Below are 13,774 nucleotides of genomic sequence, written 5' to 3'. Positions count from 1 at the left end.
ATCATTGCGCACGGATATTGGCCTCGGTCACAATTTTTTGTGCTTGCGCCATCTCCTCGCGTTGAAAGTTGGCGAAATCGGCGACCAAGCCCGGTTGGAACATCAGGCCTTGTTCAGTGAGCTTGGCTCGCATATCGGAGGCCAACGCAATGTTGACTTCCTTATTCAAACGCTCGGTGACCTCCGCGGGTAGATTGGCCGGGCCCCATAGCCCATACCAACTGTAGAACGCGTAACCAGGGATTGTTTCTGCGACCGTCGGTACATCAGGCAAACTGCTTGCGCGTTCTGAGGATGTGACGGCGATGACCCGGAGCATGCCTGTCCTGTGATACTGCAGTGATCCTAGAATGGGATCAATGAAGCCATTGATCTGTCCGCCGATCAGGTCGTTGAATGCCGGGGCAGTCCCTTTGTAGGGCACCGTCAAATACTCCAGATGACCGGCCCGCTTGAGCGATTCGGTGGCCAGATGGCCGGCTGATCCTATGGATCCCACGGCAAAGGTCATTTTGCCGGGGTTGGCCTGCGCATAGCTGATGAGCGACTTGATGTCAGTAATGGGCAGGTCTTTATTGATGGCCACGGAAAGCGGGGCCTTTGCGACCAACGCAATGGGAGTGAAATCCTTTTCGACCCGATAGGGAACGGACTTCATTGTCATTTGCGTCGTGGTAAAGGTCGACGCGCTGAACAACAGGGTATAGCCGTCGGGTGTCGCGCGGGCAACTGCGTCGCCGCCAATGATGCCGTTGCCGCCGGGGCGATTTTCCACAACGATGGATTGACCCATCTGCGTGCCCAGTTTTTCCGCGAGCATACGGCCAACAATATCCAGCGTGCCGCCGGGTGGAAAGGGAATGATCATACGTATCGGGCGGGTGGGATAGTCTGCTGCGCTGGCTTGAGCAGACACCGCCAGAGTCACTGCCGTGACGCACGCGCTGAGCAAGGTCTTGATGTGCATGATTGTCTTCCTCCTTGTTATCTGTTGGCCGCTACGTTGTCAGCGTGCGAGTAGTCCCGCCTGTTTGACCGCGGCACGCAATGCGTCGAGTTCGCCTGCGGAAGGCGCCTCGGTGGGCGGGCGCACAGTGGCATCGTCGATGACGCCGGCGAGATACATGCCGCCCTTCATGCGCGCATGGGCTTCGCCTGTGGGCTCGCCGCCGCCATAGACGGCGTCTTTCAGGGGGGTGATGATGGCCTGGATCTCTACCGCCTTCTTGAGATCTCCTGCCTTGACGGCATTCCACAGATCGATGATCAGTTGCGGGATAAAGGTGGCAAAGCCGACCAGTGCACCATCCACGCCCTGGACCATCGACGCGAGCAGATATTCATCGTGGCAGGTCAGAATGGCCTTGCTGGCATTGGCCTCGCGGATGGCCTGAATGTCGCGGGCATACTTGTTCATGTCACGCTGGCCGACCTTGAATGCCTGCACATAGGGCAGACGAGCCAGATCCGCCAATAACTGAGACGAGTACGAGGCGCGCGTCCAGGCCGGATAGACATGGCAGACCAGGTCGAGATCCGGTGCAGCATTGTGAATCGCCTCGAAATACTGCAGCGCATGGCCCGAGGTGAATCCAAAGCGCAGCCAATGATGCGGCGGCATGACGTCCAGCGCGGCCGCGCCCGCTTCTTTGGCGGCACGGGCATGGTCTGCGGCATCGGCGAGACCTTCGCACACGATCGACGAAATGACGGGGATTTTGCCTTTCAGTTCGTCGGCGACGATACGGGTGACATCGGCTCGTTCGTGCGGCGTCAGCGCGAAGACTTCGCCGGTATGGCCGTTGGTCATGACGGCAACGACGCCCTCATGGCCGGCGAGCCAGGAAGCGAGCTTGCGCAGGGCAGGCTCGTCGATACGATGATCGGGTGTAAAAGGGCAGGAAATAGCAGGTATGATTCCCCGATAATTATTAATGGAAGGCATAGTCGTCTCCGGGTGTAGATAGCGAGTTCCGATCCGAACTCCAATGCCGCTATGGTTTCTCATCCGCCTGCCGTCCGTCCAATACTCGAATCGCATAGAACTATTCACCGCAAAGATGGGCCCCGGAAACCGACCTCTCGATCTCGAATGGCTAGAAGACTTTCTGGCCCTGGCAGAATGCGGCAATTTCTCGCGGGCGGCCGAGGCTCGCCGCATTGCACAACCCGCGTTCAGCCGGCATATTCGGGCGCTCGAGGAATGGGTGGGGGTGGATCTGTTCGATCGCAGTGCGCATCCTGCCGCACTGACGGCGGCGGGCAAGCGTTTTCATCCGCTGCTGGAGGATATCCTCGCCAGCCTGCAGGCCGCGCGCATCAAGGCACAGATTGCGCATGACGTGGCCGCCGCCAGCCTGCGGTTTGCGGCGACGCACGTGCTGTCATTGACGTTTTTCCCGTCCTGGTTGAGCCGCCTGGAGGGACAGCTGCACCTCGGGTCGATTCAGACCATGTCTGATAGCGCGCAGACTTGCGAAGACGCCATGCTGCAGCGCCGGGTGCAATTCATGCTCTGCCATGGCCATGCCCGGATGGTCAATCGATTGGATGAGGCAAATTACCCGAAATTGATCCTGACACAAGACGTCTTGATGCCGGTATCTGCACCCGATGAGCAAGGGCAGGCCCGATATAACCTGGACGCAACGTGTGTTCCCCCTTTGCTGGCCTATAGCGAAGGTGCTGGGTTGGGACGAATATTGCGCGCGGAGATGCGCCAATGGTTCGGGGGCAGCTCAGAGGCGATTGCACATCCTGGGGCGTCTGTCGTGTTCACGGCGCATCATGCCTTGTTGCTCAAGTCCATGGTTCAAGCCGGCCGTGGTGTGGCGTGGCTGCCCGAAAGCCTCATTCGCCGGGAACTGGAGCAAGGTGAATTGGTCGCTGCTGCGCCATCCTCGGCGTATGTTCCCGTGGATATTCGCCTGTATCGACAGCCCTTTGAAATGGCGCCAGCTGCGGAGAAAGTATGGCAGTTGGCGAGCGCTGAAAATTGAGCGGGCACTGTCTCCTTTGACTGCACCGCACAGCAGATTTCAACGTCTCAGCTAACGGCCTTCAGCGGGAAAACGGTGTGAACGCGTTCGCCCCTGGCGTCGATCGCCACCGTAACGGGCATATCGCGCACCTCGAATTCATAGATCGCCTCCATGCCAAGGTCTTTGAAGGCGACGACACGCGCCGCACGGATCGCGCGCGCCACGAGATAGGCGGCGCCACCCACCGCACTCAGGTAGGCGGCACCGTTTGTCTTGATGGCATCTATCGCAACAGGGCCGCGCTCCGCCTTGCCTATGGTCACGAGCAATCCGGTTTCGGCCAATAGCCGCGGCATGAATTTGTCCATGCGGGTGGCGGTGGTGGGACCTGCCGGACCGACGGCTTCTCCGTCGATGGGATCCACGGGGCCGACATAATAGAGCGCACGGTTGCGCAGTGGCACCGGCAAGGGCAGTCCTTTAGCGAGCAGGTCCACCATGCGCTTGTGTGCCGCATCGCGTCCGGTCAGGAGTTTGCCCGACAACAAGAGTGTCTCGCCTGCTGCCCACTGCGCGACATCGCTCGGCGTCAGGGTGTTGAGATCAACGCGTTTGCCTTCTTGGCCGGGTAGTGCATCGGGGATGCCATCCCAGACATGGGAATCCGTTTGCGGCACGCGCGCAGGACCATTGTCGGGCATTTCAAAGGAAACAAAACGCGTCGCCGCGCAGTTTGGTACGAGGGCGACGGGCAGGAGTGCCGCATGCGAGGCCGAAGTAGCGACCTTGACGTCCAGGACCGTAGTGTCGCCGCCCAGGCCTTGCGCGCCGATGCCCAGTGCGTTGACGCGCTGAAAGACCTCTATCCTGAGTTGCTCCTCGGCGTCACGTGCGCCCCGCTTGAGCAGGTCTTGCATGTCGATGGGAGTGAACAATGCGCGCTTTGCCATCGATACGGCTTGTTCGGGTGTACCGCCAATACCTAAGCCCAGTACGCCGGGCGGGCACCATCCTGCGCCCATGCCGGGTAGCTGGGACACTACCCAGTCCGCCACGGAATCGCTGGGATTGAGCATGGCGTAGCGCGTTTTGACGTCACCGCCACCACCTTTGGCGACGACGGTGAGCGTCAATGCATCGCCTTCGACGAGCTCCACTTGGACAATGGCGGGAGTGTTGTCCCGCGTGTTGCGGCGTGTTCCGAGCGGGTCCTGGATCATCGACGCCCGCAATGGATTTGCCGGACAGCCATAGGCGCGAGCGACGGCGCGATTGGCAATGCTTTGCAGACTGGGCGTGGGGCCCGATTCATCGTGGTAGATGCGGACATCCATGCCCATGGTCACGTAGACATGCGCAACCCCAGTATCCTGACAGACGGGCCGGCGAGCTTGCGCACTGAGCTTGCTGTTGATCAGCAATTGCAGCAGTGCGTGGCGTGCAGGGGCCTTGCTTTCCGTCGCATGCGCTGTCTTCAGGGCTTGCACGAAATCCGCGGGATGGGTGTAGCTGATCGCTTGCAAGGCGTCAGCAATGCTGGTTTCGATATCGGTTGCGGACACGCGGCGCATGCTGTTTTCCCCTTATTGCAGGGTGATGCCGGCTTGTTTGATGACAGCGGCCCAGCGTTTGCCTTCGTCGGCGGTGAACTGCTGGAATGCCGCGGGAGCATATTGTTCGGGTGGCAGCAATTTGATGCCTTGATCGCTCATCTTGCTGGTGAAGTCTTTGTCTTGCACGGCCTTCTGCCATGCTTGATACAAGGTCTGTACGACTTGATCCGGTGTGCCCTTCGGTGCATATAGACCAAACCAGGTCGCGACCTCGAATTTGGGAATTGCCTTTTCTCCTATCGTAGGCACATCGGGAAACTGCGCCATGCGGTCCGGCGAGGTCAGGCCCAGTGCCCGCACTTTGCCGCCCTTGGTTTGCGGCAAGGCGGTATTGGTCTGATCGAACATGGCATCGACTTGGTTGCCCATCAGATCGTTCAATGCGGGGCCGGCGCCTTTGTAGGCGATAGGGGTGATCTCTATTGCGGCCTGGCTGGCGAACATCGCTGCCACCAAGTGCGAGGTGGACCCTACGCCTGCATTGCTGAAGTTCAGTTTCCCGGGGTGTTGTTTGCCATAGGCGACCAGGTCGGACACGGATTGGTAGGGCGAGGACGCGCCTACCAACAACACCAACGGGGTGTCGGGGAATCGAAACACCGCCTTGAAATCTTTGACCGGATCGTAAGGCAAGCTTGAATAGAGGGCAGGGGCTGCCGCCATATAGCCGATGTGACCGACCAGGAATGTATAGCCGTCCGGCGCTGATTTGGCGGCTTTGGTGGCGCCTATCGTGCCTCCTGCGCCGCCGACGTTCTCGACCAGAATGGTCTGCCCCAGCTCCTGGGAAACGCGATTGGCGACGTTGCGCGCCATCGCGTCCGTGGGCCCGCCCGCGGCAAAGGGCACGATCCAGGTGATGGCCCGATTGGGATAGTTGTCTTGTGCTTGGGATGACATCGGCAGGGCGAATGCCCCGGCGATGGTGAGTGCAGCTATCAAGTTTTTCATGCGTGTCTCCGTCCTGTTATGTGTGGTGGAGGCGAATGCTTACGCTCGCCCTGAGAGTGAATAGGCGCGCATGCGATCCACCATGGCGGGCGCAGCGCCCAGATAGTTGGCGGGGTCGCACAGGCGTTCAATTGCCGTACCGTCCAGCCGCTCGGTGACGCGGGCATCCTCTTTCAGGACATCAGCCAAGCGGCGGCGTGAAGTCGCGGCAAAACGGCAGGCGTCATAGACCACGTCATGCGCCGTCTGGCGGCCGATATGCGGGGCCAGGCCCATCATGACGGCTTCAGCCACAATGAGACCGCCGGAAATATCCAGGTTGCTCGCCATGCGTGCAGTGTCGACCTCCAGACCGCCCAGCATGAATTTCGCCTGATGCAGCGCGCCAGCGGTCAAGACGAACGCTTCGGGTACGGCGGACCATTCGATATGCCACGGGCCTGTCGCGCGTTCGAAATCTTGCAACATCGCGTCCAAGGCGAGTCCGGCATGTTGACGCACGGTTTTGGAGGCGCTCCACATGAGTTCGCAAGAAATCGGATTGCGTTTTTGCGGCATCGTGCTGGATGCGCCACGGCCTTTCACAAACGGTTCAAAGGCTTCGCTGAATTCGTTGGTCATCATCAACATGATGTCGACAGCAATCTTGCCCAACGATCCGGCGACCAGCGCCAGAAACTGCACGGTTTCTGCCAGGCCGTCTCGGGCGACATGCCACGTGATGGGCGTTGCCCCGAGGCCCAGTTCTTGCATGAGCGCTGCATGTACGGCCAGGCCCAGGTCTCCGAGCGAAGCCAGTGTGCCGGCGGCACCGCCAAATTGGCCGATCAACACGCGTGGGCGCAATTGCGCGAGGCGTTCGCGATGACGGCGCACCATTAACAGCCACACGGCGGCCTTGTAGCCGAAGGTGATGGGCAGAGCGTGTTGCAGATGCGTGCGGCCCGCCATCGGCGTGTCGCGATATTGCAGCGCGAGCTTGTCCAGTATGTCGTCCAGCGCGGCCAGGTCGGCGTCGATGATCTCCAGCGCATCACGCACCTGCAGCACGGTGGCCGTATCCATGATGTCTTGGGTGGTGGCGCCCCAATGCAGGTATTCGCCTTCGGCGCCACATATCCGCGACAACTGGTGTACGAGCGGCAAGATGGGATAGCCGACGATTTCGGTCTCGATGCGCAGCTCTTCCATATCGATGGCCGCCGCGTCCGCGCGCGCAGCAATCGCGTCGGCGGCCTGCGCGGGAATGACGCCTAGCCGGCCTTGCACGCGGGCCAGCGCGACTTCGGTTTCCACGTAGCGCCGTACGGTGGCGGCATCGTCGAACACCGCGCGCATCGCGTTGGTGCCGAACATGTCTTTGAACAGGGCGGATTCGAGGACGGAGACTGGCATAAATGTACGCTCATAAAAAGTTGTACGTACATTTAAGCAGGTGGGATTTTTCGCGTCAATATCGGGAATTACCCGTAGCGGGGCGGCATCCAGGGCAACAGATAGAATGGAGGTTGTCGCCGATTTCCCCTACGCCATGTCAATTACGCTGTACACCCGCATCTCAGAAGAACTCGCACGGTTGATCGCAAATGGCGTGTATCCCGTGGGTACGGTGCTGCCTGCCGAGCACACCTTGACGGAGCAGTTTGACGCCAGCCGCCATACGGTGCGTGCCGCGTTGCGCCAGTTACAGGATCTGGGCTTGATCGCGCGCCGCCGCGGCAGTGGAACGGTGGTGATTGCGGCTAGACCGAAGGCCGGCTTCAGCCAGTCGCTGAGTTCGCTGGAGGATCTTGTCCAACTGGCGGTGCGCAGTCCACGCACGATCAAGCAGGTTCAGGAAGTCGTGGTGGACGTTGAACTAGCCGCATACTTGGGCGTGGGGCCCGGGACACGGTGGTTGAAGTTTTCGTCGACTCGCGGTGTCGACGGAGCTCCGCCGGTGGCGTGGACGGATTTGTATGTCGATACTCACTACAAGGGCGTGCGCAAGCTGGCCCGTGAACATCCAGATCGACTGGTGTCGGAGTTGATCGAAGAGCATTACGGCCGCCGCATTGCTTCAGTCGAGCAAACGATTTCGGCAGTCGCGATTCCAGCGCCGGTCGCAAAGGAACTTGAAGTGCCGGTAGATTCTCCTGGCCTGTTGATCCGCCGGCAGTACAAGGATCAGGCTGGTCAATTGGTCGAAGCGTCGTGTTCCTATCATCCTGCAGGACGGTATGAGTTTTCGACGACGCTGATTCGAGAGCAGTGAAGGCAATTGCCAAGCCCGTCTGTTAACCGTCGGCGTTGGTCGTTGTGACAAGATGGTCGAGAATAGGCCGCCCGCCTTCGATAATGTCGCGCACGATGCTGGCCTCGCACGCCTGCGGGTCGCGGGCCTTCAGCGCTGAAAACAAGGCCTCGTGTTCATGCGGTTCAATTGCGTTGGGATCAACGTCTTTGTAAATCAGATTCAGGTAGGGGCCGGTGCGCACCCACAGCGATTCGATCATCGCCACGAGTTCTTCGCGTTGGCTCAGTTCGTATACGCCGAAGTGAATTTCCCGATTTAACCGCAAGGTGGTCGAGTATTGACCCTCTCGCTTGGCCGCAATCATTTTCTTGTGCAGGGCTTTGAGTGCGGTGATGTGCTGCGCCTGGACGTGCTCTGCGGCGCAGCGAGCCGCCAAGCCCTCTAGCGCGACGCGCATGTCGCGCAGTTCCACGAACTTCTCGCGTGAAAGCGTCGGCACGGTGACGGAACGATTGATGTTCATCGTCAATGCCCGCTCCGCCACCAACTGCAACATGGCTTCGCGCACGGGTGTCTGGCTGACGCCCAGCCTTTCAGAGAGCATCCGGCCGGTCAGTTTCTGGCCCGGCATCAATTCCCCGATCGCCAACGACGATCGTAATGCTTGATAGACCTTTGATGACAGGTTCGAGTGGCTGATTCGGGCCGCGGACAGACTGTCTGGCTGGTCCGAGGGGGAGGTGGGATCGACTAGTCGCATAGGGTGGGTTGTCTTGTCAGTACTGCTTCATACCACATCCACACGGGGTACTCAGGCTGCTCGACGAAAATTTGAAAGAGGTGTTGACGTAAATTATATTTTATAAAATACTTAAAAAAACATCACAACACTGACTCGGAGACAACTCTCATGGCGGCATCGGCGGCAAGCAACGCATTGGTTTCACGCGGGCTTTTGTATCAAGGCACCGTGGCGCATCGACTGGCAGAGGGGCTGAAGCGGCACGGCGTGACGTGCCTGTTTGGCCAAAGCCTGCCGTCGCTGGTGCATCTGGCTGGGCGGGAGTTCGGGATCAAGCAGATCGCCTATCGCCAGGAAAATACGGGCGGCTATATGGCCGACGCCTATGCGCGTGCCACGGGCAAAGTGGGCATCGTGACGGCGCAAAACGGCCCGGCAGCTGCGTTGCTGGTGGCACCGCTGGCCGAGGCTCTCAAGGTTTCCGTGCCCGTCATTGCCTTGGTCCAGGAGGTCTCCAGAGACCAGACGGACAAGAACGCGTTCCAGGAGCTGGACCATGAATCGATGTTCCGTCCGGTCACAAAATGGGTCAGGCGAGTGACCGACCCCAATCGGATTGATGACTATCTGGACATGGCATTCACGGCAGCCTGCGGCGGCCGTCCTGGTCCGGCGGTTTTGTTATTGCCGGCCGATTTTTTGCTGGAGCCGGCTCCGGCGAGTGCTGAGCGCAAGGCGAATTTGGGGCAGTTCCCGCTAGACCGCTCTCTCCCCAATAGTGAGGCGCTGAAAGAGGCGGCCGAGCTGTTGGCTTCAGCGCAGAGTCCGGTAGTGATTGCGGGCGGTGGAGTACATTTATCAGGCGCAGCGCAGGCCTTGGCTCGCCTGCAGGAACAGTACAGCCTGCCTGTGGCGACCACCGTGATGGGCAAGGGCGGCGTGGATGAGACACACCCGTTGTCGATCGGCGTGGCTTCGTACTTTATGGGTGAGAACGGCTCTGCCCGATACATGCGCCACCTGATTTCGGATGCTGACGTCGTGCTGTTGGTCGGGAATCGCACCAACCAGAATGGCACCGACTCCTGGAAACTCTATCCGTCGGGCGCGCGGTTTATTCACATCGATGTGGACGCCCAGGAAATCGGCCGAAACTATGAGGCATTGCGGCTGATCGGGGACGCGCGCACCACCTTGGAGGCGCTATGCGATCAGCTTGCCACAATAGACACCTCAGCCAGAAAGCAAGCACGCGCCGAGGTCGAATCGGCGATCAAACGTGGCCGGGAACAGCACGAAGAACAAGTCGCCTCGCTCGTAGGCAGTGACTCCGCGCCCATGCGTCCGGAACGCATCATGCGCGAAATCGACAAGCGGTTGACAGCCGAATCGGTCGTGGTCGCCGATGCCAGCTACTCGTCCATCTGGATTGCCAACTATATGCGCGCGCGCAAAGCCGGCAGCCGGTTCATTACCCCTCGTGGGTTGGCAGGCCTGGGATGGGGATTCCCCATGGCGTTGGGCGTGCGCGTGGCGCGGCCGCAGGCGCCGATTTTCTGCGTCGTCGGTGACGGAGGTTTTGCCCATGCGTGGGCCGAGCTCGAAACCGCCGTACGGATGAAACTTCCCGTGGTGCTGGTCGTACTGAACAACCAGATTCTGGGCTATCAAAAGCATGCGGAAAACATCAAGTTCGGCGAATACACCAGCGCCTGCGAGTTCAGCCCCGTCGATCATGCTGCTATCGCCCGAGCGGTAGGCGCCGAGGGCATCCGTGTGGAAAAGGCAGAGGATCTCGGTGCCGCCTTGGACCGAGCCATGTCGTCAGATACGGTGACCCTCATCGACGTCATCACCGACCCCAATGCCTTTCCACCGGTGACGTGGTACGAGTCCAACTGATTTCATCCACTGCAAAAGCGTGCCCCACTGCGGAGGGTGAATGGAAACGGTTCTGCAACTATTGATCTCTGGCGTACTGCTAGGCGGCGTCTATGCCTTGGGTGCGATGGGGTTGAATCTGATCTTTGGCGTGGCCAAGGTGGTCAACTTCGCCCATGGCGAGTTCTTGATGATCGGCATGTACGCGGCATATTGGCTGTGGAAGCTGACCGGATTGAACCCATATGCGGGCGCGCCAGTGATCCTCGTGTTCGGGGCGGCGATAGGTTGGGTTTTCTATCGCTGCTTGATTCGCTACACCATCTACAAGACCGAGATGACGCAGGTGTTTGCCACATTGGGCTTGTCCATCGTGTTGCAGAACCTCGCGCTGATGTTGTTTTCGGCGGATTTCCTGACGGTAAAGGTCTTTACGGCTGATTGGGAATCCATCCCCTTTCTGGGGGGCTATGTCAGTACTACACGTCTGGTGTCGTTCCTCTTTGCCGTCGTGGCCATGGTTCTCACACTGCTCTTCATGAAGCGCACCTATACCGGCCGCGCCATTGAGGCGGTATCGCAGGATCTATCTGCTGCCCGGCTGGTGGGCATCGATGTCAATAAAGTCCTGACGATTGCGTTCGCGCTCGGTATTGGCCTGACGGTATTGGCGGGGGGGGTTCTGGTTCCCAGTTTCTATGCCTTTCCGACCGTGGGATCGAGCTTTGTGCTGATTTCGTTTGTCGCCGTCGTGCTGGGTGGTTTAGGCAACGTCGCCGGAACGGTCGCGGGCGGGTTGATATTGGGGGTGATCGAAACGCTGGTGGGATATCTGGAGCCCGACTTGAAAGAGGCGACGCATTTCGTCCTGTTGATTGTGTTGCTGGCCTTTTTACCAAACGGACTATTTGGCGTAGGCGGTGCTGAGAAAGAGGGCCTCAAATGACCTTACACCGCATTGACTACCGTCGTGGCGATGCGCTGGGCGCTGTCTTTCTTGTCGCCATTGCGATTGGCCTGCCTTTTATCGTGGCGGACAGGTTCTATCTGAATCTGCTGTTTCTCATTCTTCTATATGGAGGCTTGGCCTCGGCCTGGAATCTGCTTGGAGGCTATGCGGGGCAGTTTTCTCTGGGGCATACGGCGTTCTTTGGTATCGGGGCATACAGTTCGACGCTGCTCTACACGATGGCAGGTGTTTCTCCCTGGCTAGGAGCGCTGGGGGGTATGGCGATTTCGATGGCGCTGGCTTTCCTGATTTCGTATCCCGTGTTCCGGCTACGTGGTGTGTTTTTTGCGATGGCGACGATCGCCGTTGGTGAAACCGTACGCATTGTGTTGTTGTGGTACCGCCGCATTGCTGATATTCCGTACGGTATCAGCATTGACTACAAGCCCGGTTTCGCCCGCATGATTTTTTCCGAGCCACGCAGTTATGCGTTGATGGCAGGCATATTTTTGCTGGTCGTCGTCGCCGTCTGTTATGCCGTGTCTCGCAGCCGGGCTGGCTACTATCTGCAAGCGCTGCGCGATAACGAAGACGCCGCGCAGGCCGTGGGTATAGATCTGCGGCGATACAAGCTGATCGCATTTCTGATCAGCGCGGCCTTTACGTCGCTGGGCGGAACATTGATGGCGCAGTATGTGCTTTATATCGAACCCAGCACCGTATTCAACACGACCATCTCCATCGATCTGGCGTTGATGTCCATATTAGGCGGGATAGGCACGCTCTGGGGGCCGTTGCTCGGCGCGGCGGTCACCATGCCGTTGCAAGAGTTCCTGAGAGACTGGTTGGGCTCGGCGGGAGCGGGCGCTCATCTGGTGGTATACGGCGCGTTATTGGTGCTGATCGTCATGCTGTTGCCACAGGGCGTCGTGGGGGCCTGGAAAGACTGGAGCGCCAAGCGCCGCCGGCACGGAGGCGAGCATGCTCGAGGTTAAGAATCTATCGAAGCGGTTTGGCGGCTTGACTGCAGTGAACGAGGTCAGCCTGTCGGTCGCCAAGGCCGAGATCGTGGCGCTCATCGGGCCGAACGGCGCAGGAAAAACCACGCTATTCAATTTGATTGCGGGCGCGATGCCCAGGGATGGCGGCGAGGTCGTATTCGACGGTCGCGATTTACCTCATCAAGGCAGCGCCGCGACGTGTCTGGCCGGCCTGGCCAGGACCTACCAGATCCCGCAGCTCTTTACCTCGATGACTGTGCTCGACACCGTGTTGGTCGCGGGCTTGTGCCGTGGCTCATCAATCCATCGAGCTCGCGTAAAGGCCATGGATGTGCTGGCACGCGTCGGTTTGGCGGGGCGCGAAGCACACGCCTCCACGGCATTGACCATCAGTGGGAAAAAGCGCCTGGAAATCGCCAGGGCCTTGGCCACCGAGCCTCGCGTACTGTTGCTCGATGAAGTCATGGCGGGGCTGAATCTATCAGAGGTGAACGGACTGCTCGACATGATCCGAGAGCTGCGCGCAGGTGGTATGACCATTGTGCTGGTCGAGCACAATATCGACGCCGTGTTGAACATTGCCGACCGGGTGGTTGTCTTGGACCAGGGGCGCAAGATCGCAGATGGCTTGCCACGTGAGGTGCTGAGCCAGCCCGAGGTCATCCGCTCGTATCTGGGAGATGGCTATGCCGTTGCTTGAAGTACAGGGTGTGCACACCTCCTACGGCGATACGGAAGTTCTGTTCGGCGTCGATATGCATGTCGACGAAGGCGAAGTCGTGGCAATTGTCGGCTCCAACGGAGCAGGAAAGACAACGTTGATGCGCACGATCGCCAAGCTCATGCCGGCAAGCAGTGGAGACCTCAGCTTCGGGGGGAAAAGCTTGGCCCCCCTGGCGACGCACGAGGCGGTCGAGCAGGGGCTGGTGTATGTCCCTGAGGGACGGCGTCTATTTCCGAGATTATCTGTGCGAACAAATCTGGAACTCGGCGCTTACAGCCCGCGAGCGAGAGACCAGCGCGACGCCACACTGGAAACGATATTTCAGTTATTCCCCGTGCTCAAACAACGCGAGTCTCAGCTTGCCGGCACGCTGTCGGGTGGCGAGCAACAGATGTGTGCAATTGGCCGGGGCCTGATGTCAAAGCCCAGATTGCTGATGGTCGACGAAGTATCGCTTGGGCTGGCGCCTGTCATCGTCTCCAAGGTGTACGAGGCCATTGCGCAGGTCAGGCAGTTGGGTACGACCGTGCTGTTGGTCGAGCAGAACGTACGGCAGGCGATAAAGGCGGCCGATCGAGGCTACGTCATCAAGCATGGCCGGGTCGTTTTATCGGGCAGCAGCGATGAACTAATGGGAAATCCAGAAGTTAGAAAGGCCTATCTGGGCATGTAGTCCAACATAGAGGCGAGGGTCAA

At 59.4% G+C, this 13,774-nt stretch carries 13 protein-coding genes; 7 read left to right on the top strand and 6 right to left on the bottom strand.

Translation table 11 applies throughout. The features are described from left to right. Position 1 precedes the first annotated feature (1 nt). Positions 2-967: a Bug family tripartite tricarboxylate transporter substrate binding protein gene (locus tag ACNA0J_RS08705; protein ID WP_415818469.1), complete on the bottom strand. Its 966-nt coding sequence runs from the start codon at positions 965-967 to the stop codon at positions 2-4. 39 nt (positions 968-1,006) lie between these two features. Further along, complete coding sequence (locus tag ACNA0J_RS08700; RefSeq protein WP_415818467.1) at positions 1,007-1,945, bottom strand: dihydrodipicolinate synthase family protein; 939 nt, start codon at positions 1,943-1,945, stop codon at positions 1,007-1,009. Between the two features lie 115 nt (positions 1,946-2,060). On the opposite strand from ACNA0J_RS08700, the gene ACNA0J_RS08695 reads away from it, so the two are divergent. Next, positions 2,061-2,999: a LysR family transcriptional regulator gene (locus ACNA0J_RS08695; RefSeq protein ID WP_415818598.1), complete on the top strand. Its 939-nt coding sequence runs from the start codon at positions 2,061-2,063 to the stop codon at positions 2,997-2,999. A gap of 47 nt (positions 3,000-3,046) precedes the next feature. On the opposite strand, the gene ACNA0J_RS08690 is transcribed toward ACNA0J_RS08695, so the two are convergent. From ACNA0J_RS08690 to ACNA0J_RS08680, 3 genes are read right to left on the bottom strand one after another with little or no spacing between them, the layout of a single operon-like run. Beyond that, complete coding sequence (locus ACNA0J_RS08690) at positions 3,047-4,552, bottom strand: fumarate hydratase (RefSeq protein ID WP_415818465.1); 1,506 nt, start codon at positions 4,550-4,552, stop codon at positions 3,047-3,049. Between the two features lie 12 nt (positions 4,553-4,564). Continuing rightward, entirely contained in the window at positions 4,565-5,545 is a 981-nt protein-coding gene (locus tag ACNA0J_RS08685; protein ID WP_415818463.1) for a Bug family tripartite tricarboxylate transporter substrate binding protein, read from the bottom strand. A 39-nt stretch (positions 5,546-5,584) separates the two neighbouring features. Beyond that, positions 5,585-6,940, bottom strand: a complete 1,356-nt coding sequence (locus tag ACNA0J_RS08680; RefSeq protein WP_415818461.1) for a class-II fumarase/aspartase family protein — start codon at positions 6,938-6,940, stop codon at positions 5,585-5,587. Between the two features lie 106 nt (positions 6,941-7,046). Here ACNA0J_RS08680 and ACNA0J_RS08675 point away from each other — a divergent pair, with 106 nt between their 5' ends. Next, a complete protein-coding gene (locus tag ACNA0J_RS08675; protein ID WP_415818459.1) occupies positions 7,047-7,799 on the top strand; it encodes a GntR family transcriptional regulator in 753 nt (250 codons plus the stop codon). A gap of 22 nt (positions 7,800-7,821) precedes the next feature. Here the strand turns inward: ACNA0J_RS08675 and ACNA0J_RS08670 are convergent, their stop codons facing one another. After that, positions 7,822-8,541, bottom strand: coding sequence for a GntR family transcriptional regulator (locus ACNA0J_RS08670; protein ID WP_415818457.1), 720 nt, complete (start codon positions 8,539-8,541; stop codon positions 7,822-7,824). Positions 8,542-8,691: 150 nt separating this feature from the next. Here ACNA0J_RS08670 and ACNA0J_RS08665 point away from each other — a divergent pair, with 150 nt between their 5' ends. The 5 genes from ACNA0J_RS08665 to ACNA0J_RS08645 are packed head-to-tail and all read left to right on the top strand — an operon-like array spanning position 8,692 to position 13,751. After that, positions 8,692-10,425 (top strand): acetolactate synthase catalytic subunit, encoded by a 1,734-nt coding sequence (locus tag ACNA0J_RS08665; protein WP_415818455.1) that lies wholly within the window; start codon positions 8,692-8,694, stop codon positions 10,423-10,425. A 40-nt stretch (positions 10,426-10,465) separates the two neighbouring features. After that, entirely contained in the window at positions 10,466-11,350 is an 885-nt protein-coding gene (locus ACNA0J_RS08660; protein ID WP_415804095.1) for a branched-chain amino acid ABC transporter permease, read from the top strand. Further along, positions 11,347-12,348: a branched-chain amino acid ABC transporter permease gene (locus ACNA0J_RS08655; RefSeq protein WP_415818453.1), complete on the top strand. Its 1,002-nt coding sequence runs from the start codon at positions 11,347-11,349 to the stop codon at positions 12,346-12,348. The genes ACNA0J_RS08660 and ACNA0J_RS08655 overlap by 4 nt, the downstream gene beginning before the upstream one ends. Continuing rightward, complete coding sequence (locus ACNA0J_RS08650) at positions 12,335-13,054, top strand: ABC transporter ATP-binding protein (RefSeq protein ID WP_415818451.1); 720 nt, start codon at positions 12,335-12,337, stop codon at positions 13,052-13,054. The genes ACNA0J_RS08655 and ACNA0J_RS08650 overlap by 14 nt, the downstream gene beginning before the upstream one ends. Beyond that, complete coding sequence (locus tag ACNA0J_RS08645; protein WP_415818449.1) at positions 13,041-13,751, top strand: ABC transporter ATP-binding protein; 711 nt, start codon at positions 13,041-13,043, stop codon at positions 13,749-13,751. The genes ACNA0J_RS08650 and ACNA0J_RS08645 overlap by 14 nt, the downstream gene beginning before the upstream one ends. The last annotated feature ends 23 nt before the right edge of the window (positions 13,752-13,774 follow it).

It is taken from the genome of Bordetella tumbae, from assembly GCF_965139195.1.
GTDB classification, from domain to species: Bacteria; Pseudomonadota; Gammaproteobacteria; order Burkholderiales; family Burkholderiaceae_B; genus Bordetella_A; species Bordetella_A tumbae.
Note: the sequence above shows the minus strand (reverse complement) of the source record. Positions and strands in the feature narration are given on the sequence as shown.

What these genes read in the sequence shown, in the direction of transcription:
- ACNA0J_RS08700 (WP_415818467.1), bottom strand. Translation starts at nt 1,945, where the DNA reads ATGCCTTCCATTAATAATTATCGGGGAATCATACCTGCTATTTCCTGC.
- ACNA0J_RS08685 (WP_415818463.1), bottom strand. Translation starts at nt 5,545, where the DNA reads ATGAAAAACTTGATAGCTGCACTCACCATCGCCGGGGCATTCGCCCTG.
- ACNA0J_RS08660 (WP_415804095.1), top strand. Translation starts at nt 10,466, where the DNA reads ATGGAAACGGTTCTGCAACTATTGATCTCTGGCGTACTGCTAGGCGGC.
- ACNA0J_RS08680 (WP_415818461.1), bottom strand. Translation starts at nt 6,940, where the DNA reads ATGCCAGTCTCCGTCCTCGAATCCGCCCTGTTCAAAGACATGTTCGGC.
- ACNA0J_RS08645 (WP_415818449.1), top strand. Translation starts at nt 13,041, where the DNA reads ATGCCGTTGCTTGAAGTACAGGGTGTGCACACCTCCTACGGCGATACG.
- ACNA0J_RS08670 (WP_415818457.1), bottom strand. Translation starts at nt 8,541, where the DNA reads ATGCGACTAGTCGATCCCACCTCCCCCTCGGACCAGCCAGACAGTCTG.
- ACNA0J_RS08675 (WP_415818459.1), top strand. Translation starts at nt 7,047, where the DNA reads ATGGAGGTTGTCGCCGATTTCCCCTACGCCATGTCAATTACGCTGTAC.
- ACNA0J_RS08650 (WP_415818451.1), top strand. Translation starts at nt 12,335, where the DNA reads ATGCTCGAGGTTAAGAATCTATCGAAGCGGTTTGGCGGCTTGACTGCA.
- ACNA0J_RS08665 (WP_415818455.1), top strand. Translation starts at nt 8,692, where the DNA reads ATGGCGGCATCGGCGGCAAGCAACGCATTGGTTTCACGCGGGCTTTTG.
- ACNA0J_RS08690 (WP_415818465.1), bottom strand. Translation starts at nt 4,552, where the DNA reads ATGCGCCGCGTGTCCGCAACCGATATCGAAACCAGCATTGCTGACGCC.
- ACNA0J_RS08655 (WP_415818453.1), top strand. Translation starts at nt 11,347, where the DNA reads ATGACCTTACACCGCATTGACTACCGTCGTGGCGATGCGCTGGGCGCT.
- ACNA0J_RS08705 (WP_415818469.1), bottom strand. Translation starts at nt 967, where the DNA reads ATGCACATCAAGACCTTGCTCAGCGCGTGCGTCACGGCAGTGACTCTG.
- ACNA0J_RS08695 (WP_415818598.1), top strand. Translation starts at nt 2,061, where the DNA reads ATGGGCCCCGGAAACCGACCTCTCGATCTCGAATGGCTAGAAGACTTT.